The 4,737-nt window shown below is 37.5% G+C and carries 2 protein-coding genes; both read right to left on the minus strand.

Going from position 1 to position 4,737, the window contains the following annotated elements; translation table 11 throughout:
* A partial coding sequence (locus H2O64_RS23865; protein WP_187564761.1) for a choice-of-anchor L domain-containing protein occupies positions 1-4,066 on the minus strand: 4,066 nt, incomplete at its 3' end.
* Between the two features lie 192 nt (positions 4,067-4,258).
* Positions 4,259-4,737 (minus strand): T9SS type B sorting domain-containing protein (locus H2O64_RS23870; RefSeq protein WP_187564762.1); only part of this gene is annotated, 479 nt, incomplete at its 5' end.

Below are 4,737 nucleotides of genomic sequence, written 5' to 3' on the forward strand. Positions count from 1 at the left end.
GCAATGGATTTACCCTGATGTCAAAAGTAATGGTGTTTTCACAACCTGTGGTATCATTGGTAGCCAATACAAAGATCGTTTGCACTCCAATTTCTACATTGCTGTACGCAGTTGGATCGCCAATTGGCGTATCACTTGCTAGATCAGCAGCGTTTGCATAGTACTGTAAACTAATCCCTGGAACATTGTTGAGTAATTGTTCTGCAAGGCTTGTAAGGTTAAATACTTCGATTCCATCGTTTAAAGAAACAGCATCACAGGTGTCGAGTCCTGGTAATTGTGTCAGCACTGGAAGTTCATTGACAATCAGCGTTAAGTTTGTAATACTAAAACAACCTGTTGCTTGATCTTCTACACGCACCCAAATTACTTGTGGACTTGGCGGAATGTTACTGTATGCGTTTATATTGTTGATTTCTCCTGCTGCTAAACCAGCAATTGCATTTACTTCAGTGTTATAGTAGCGAACCGTATGTGTGGTTGGATCTTCTCCGTTTAGGATTTCTACTTCACTTTGTGTCAGATCGAATTGTGCAATCCCATCCGCCGTGATATCATCACATTCAGCCAAACTTACCGCATCAAGTGCAGCAATCTCAGGTGAATCAAAGACGATTAAGTCTAAAGAAACCACATTGAAACATCCCGTAAGGACATTCTCCACACGCACATAAATCGTTTGATTGTAGGCGTTGATATTGGTATAGATATCCGCAAGTGGATTTACATCATTGTCAGCATCTTCTGGAGTTTCGTGATAGGTAACCGTCACTTGTCCTGGAATTAAACCGCCAGTGATTTGATTTTCTGTACTACGGATGTTAAAGATTCCGAAACCGTCATTGTCCGTATCACAGTATTCTAAGGGTGTTGCTGGGAAAACGCCTGGTGTATCGTTGATGTTTACCGTAAGTTGTGTAACTACATGACATCCTGTATTGATATCTTCTACACGAACAAAGACCATATAAGTCGTTGGTGTTGCAGTGTTTACATAAGGCATGATAAGTGCGCTCATATCGCCATCTGCATCTGTAAATGTTAAATGATAGGAGACATTCAAGTCTGGATTGGATAAGGTAATCTCATCATTTTTAACTGATAAATCGGTTGGTGCGATTCCATCTGCCGTTTCATCATCACACGCTTCTAATGGTGTTGGCACAGTTATAACTGGAAGTGGTTGTACTTCTAATTGAAAAGTTCCAGTCTGAATACATCCTAATAGATTGACTGCTCTAACATGGATAGTATCTCCATCTGTTCCAGTAAGACTAGTAATAGCGACAGCACCAGTACCTGCATCAGCTGGTGTAAGGTGGTACGTAATGGTAAGTCCTACTTGCCCGTTTTCCACCGTAGTGGTATGCGTAGTCAAATCGAAAAATTCCATAAAATCGCCCGGATTGTTAAAATCACACGCAATCATTGGTGGTATGTTGTCTAAGTTTGGAAGCGGATCTACTATAAGTGTAACATCAACCACATCAAAACATCCTGTAATGTTATCAGTAACACGCGCATGAATGATTTGTAAAGAAGCAGTCGTTGTTGTGTATAAGCCCATGATTTCTGTGCCCGCTACACCTGCTTGAGCAACAGTCGGATCTTCATAATACGTAACCGTAGCAGTTCCTGCCAAAGCACCTAAAATTTGTGCATCTAGCGTTGATAAGTCAAAGGTTCCAAGTCCATCAGTATCGTCTCCATTGGTATCATCACAAACACTAAAGTTTGAAGGAACAGTTCCTACAATAGCTGGATTTACTTGTAAATCTAACGTAGAAACATTTACACAACCAGTAACCGTATTCACAATACGAATATGTACTGTTTGCATATTTGCTGTTGTATTGGTATAAGGTGAAGGAAGTGGTGTTCCAACTCCTGTTTGTGCTTCAACTGGTGTTTCGTAATACGTAATAGACATCGCATCCGTAGACGTTTGTCCCGCTAAAATTTCTGCATCAGCAGTTGTCAAAGTGAAAGGTATAAAACCATCAGTATCATCATCACATACCTCTAATGTTGTTGGAATGACTGGAACTGGCAATGGATTTACAGCTAATGTAAAACTTGTTGTTGCGAAGCAATCATTTCCTGCTTCTGTACTTTCAATTCTAACAAAGACTACTTCTGCATCACTTCCTGAATAAGGTATTGGCAATGGATTCATATCAGTATCAGCATCTGCTTGTAAAGTATGAAAAGTGATATTAAAATCTAAAGGATCTTGCGCACCTAATATTGTAGACTCTTGTAAAGTGAAATCAAAATCTTCAAAACCATCTTCATTTAGATCACAAGCAGCCATAATTGCTGGCTGATTAGCGATAGGTTGTGTATTGATTTGAATATTAAATTGAGTTACATCATTACAATCAGTATTGTTATTATTTTCTATCCTAACGTATATTGTTTCAGGATTTAAAGTGTTCGTAAATGCTACTGGTAATGGACTTACATTATTCATTGCATCATCCATGGAACCATGATAGGTTACTGTAAATAATGTTGGATCTTGTGTTCCTAAGACTAGAGAATCATAGTCTGTAAGCGTAAAGTTTGCAATATTATCATTACTATCATCATCACATACAATTACATCCGAAACAATGTTAGCAACAGCTTGTGTATATACTTCTAAATCAAAACTTGTAGTTGCAGAACACATTCCTGATGAATCTTCTATTCTTACAAATATTGTTTCTGGGTTTCCGCCATTGTTATATAATGTTGGCAATGGATTCATATCCATTTGTGCATCATCAAGTGTATTGTGATAAGAAATATTGAATAGTGCTGGATCTTGCGTAAGCAATACATCATTATCCACTAATGATAGATCAAATTGAACACTGGTAACTCCTTCTGGCGCACATTCTAATAAATTATTAGGCTGATTTGCAATAGGTACTGGAGCATATTCAATTATAATGCTGTCGTCTGTACTACAATTCGTAGAAACAGCTACACTTACAGAATATGTTGCTGATGTCGTTATGTCTAACGTTGGATTTGTTTCTCCAACAATTTCAACACCATCTTGAAACCATGTATATGTTGCTGTAGCAACAGATGATTGCGCATCTAACGTTATTGTTTCTCCTTCACAAACAGGATTTCCTGCTGTGATCAATCTATCTAAACCTAAATCAAGTGCTCCAATATTAAAACTTCCACCCTCAAGAAATACTGCGGAGTCAAATGAAGCATCTAGATAGTCAGATATTACTAGTTTAATTGAATATGTTTGCCCCGGAACTACGTCTGCTTCCGCTGTTAAAGAGACGGTTTGCCCATCAAATTCAGTAGAACCGTTATTACTTCCCATCATATCGTAGTATTCTGGAAAGGCAAATTGCCCAAGTCCAGGACCACAAGTAAACGTATGAATGTTTGTAATACTTGCTGGAATATTTGAGTTTGGTAGTAATGCAATATTTCTTCCACCTAAATCTAAATTTAGATCTGGTGTTGCTGGGTTTGCATCATGATCGTAAAGATTAGAATTTGAAATTCCTGGACCACTTAATATAAATGCAAATGTATCCGCAAAACTACATGGATAGTTTGAACTCGTTGTGTATTCTTCTGAAGCTAGTATATATCTAAAACTTATTTCATCTGCTAAAGGAACAAAAGTAAACTCAATAGCTGTTGCATTAAAAACATTATTACCGCCACCAGTAAGTACTTGCAAATCTGGATCTCCTCCCCAACCTGTTCCACCAAAACTTAAAGTAGCTCCGCCATTGTTTGCTATAGGAAGCACACTAGAACTACTTAATACAATTCCTTCTGGAAATGGAAAGTTTGCAGTTCCTGAGTTGAAATAACCATAACTTTCAAAACCTAAGTTTGCACCATTTTGTTCACCAGCCAAGTCATCTGCTCCACTATGGTTTGTTACTCTAATATTATCAGGTTCATTCCCACAAACATTTTGGAATAAAACATCTACAATCAATTGTTCTGGAGTAAATGTATCGTCTGTGGTAATTGACTGTGAATATACTTGTTGCCCTATAAATAGCAATAGAATAAATAGTATTTTTGCTCTCATAAAGTGTGGTTTATGGTTAGTTCTTAGGTATAGTTATCTTCAAATATATTAATAAGGAGACTAATCTTTTATTTTTTTAACAAAAAAACACAAGAGAACTCTTCCAAATTATTACTGAATTTTATCTTATTTATAAAAAAACCGAAGGATACTATGCTTCGGTTTTTTTATCTTTTATTTTTTCTGTTTAAATTATCGCTTCAATGTAAAATGATTGATAAACTCTTTTGGATTTCCATCAAATGGATCTACATACTCTACTCTAAACCAGTAATCTGCTGATGGCATTGGTGTTCCGTTGTAGGTTCCATCCCATCCTTGTCCTGCTGGACTGATCTGTTTAAGGAGTTTTCCATATCTGTCAAAGATGTAAATCTTCGCTCCTGGTTGATTCTGTAATCCGATGATATTCCATGTTGGATTAAACGCATCACCGTTTGGAGTGAAGAATTCCATAAAGTCTATCAGTCCAAAAGTCCGTACCAGTTCTCCACAACCATTGGTGTCTCTCACCGTAATGGTGTGCTGTCCTGGTTGTAAATCGAAGAACTCTCCTGTGGTTTGCCACTGTCCATCATCCAATTGATATTCATAGTTCCCTGAACCACCTGTTGCCGTTGCCACCACATTGTGTGTATCTGAAAACGCGGGTGTGGTTACTGCAATATCAA

This window comes from Kordia aestuariivivens, from assembly GCF_014397005.1.
GTDB lineage: Bacteria > Bacteroidota > Bacteroidia > Flavobacteriales > Flavobacteriaceae > Kordia > Kordia aestuariivivens.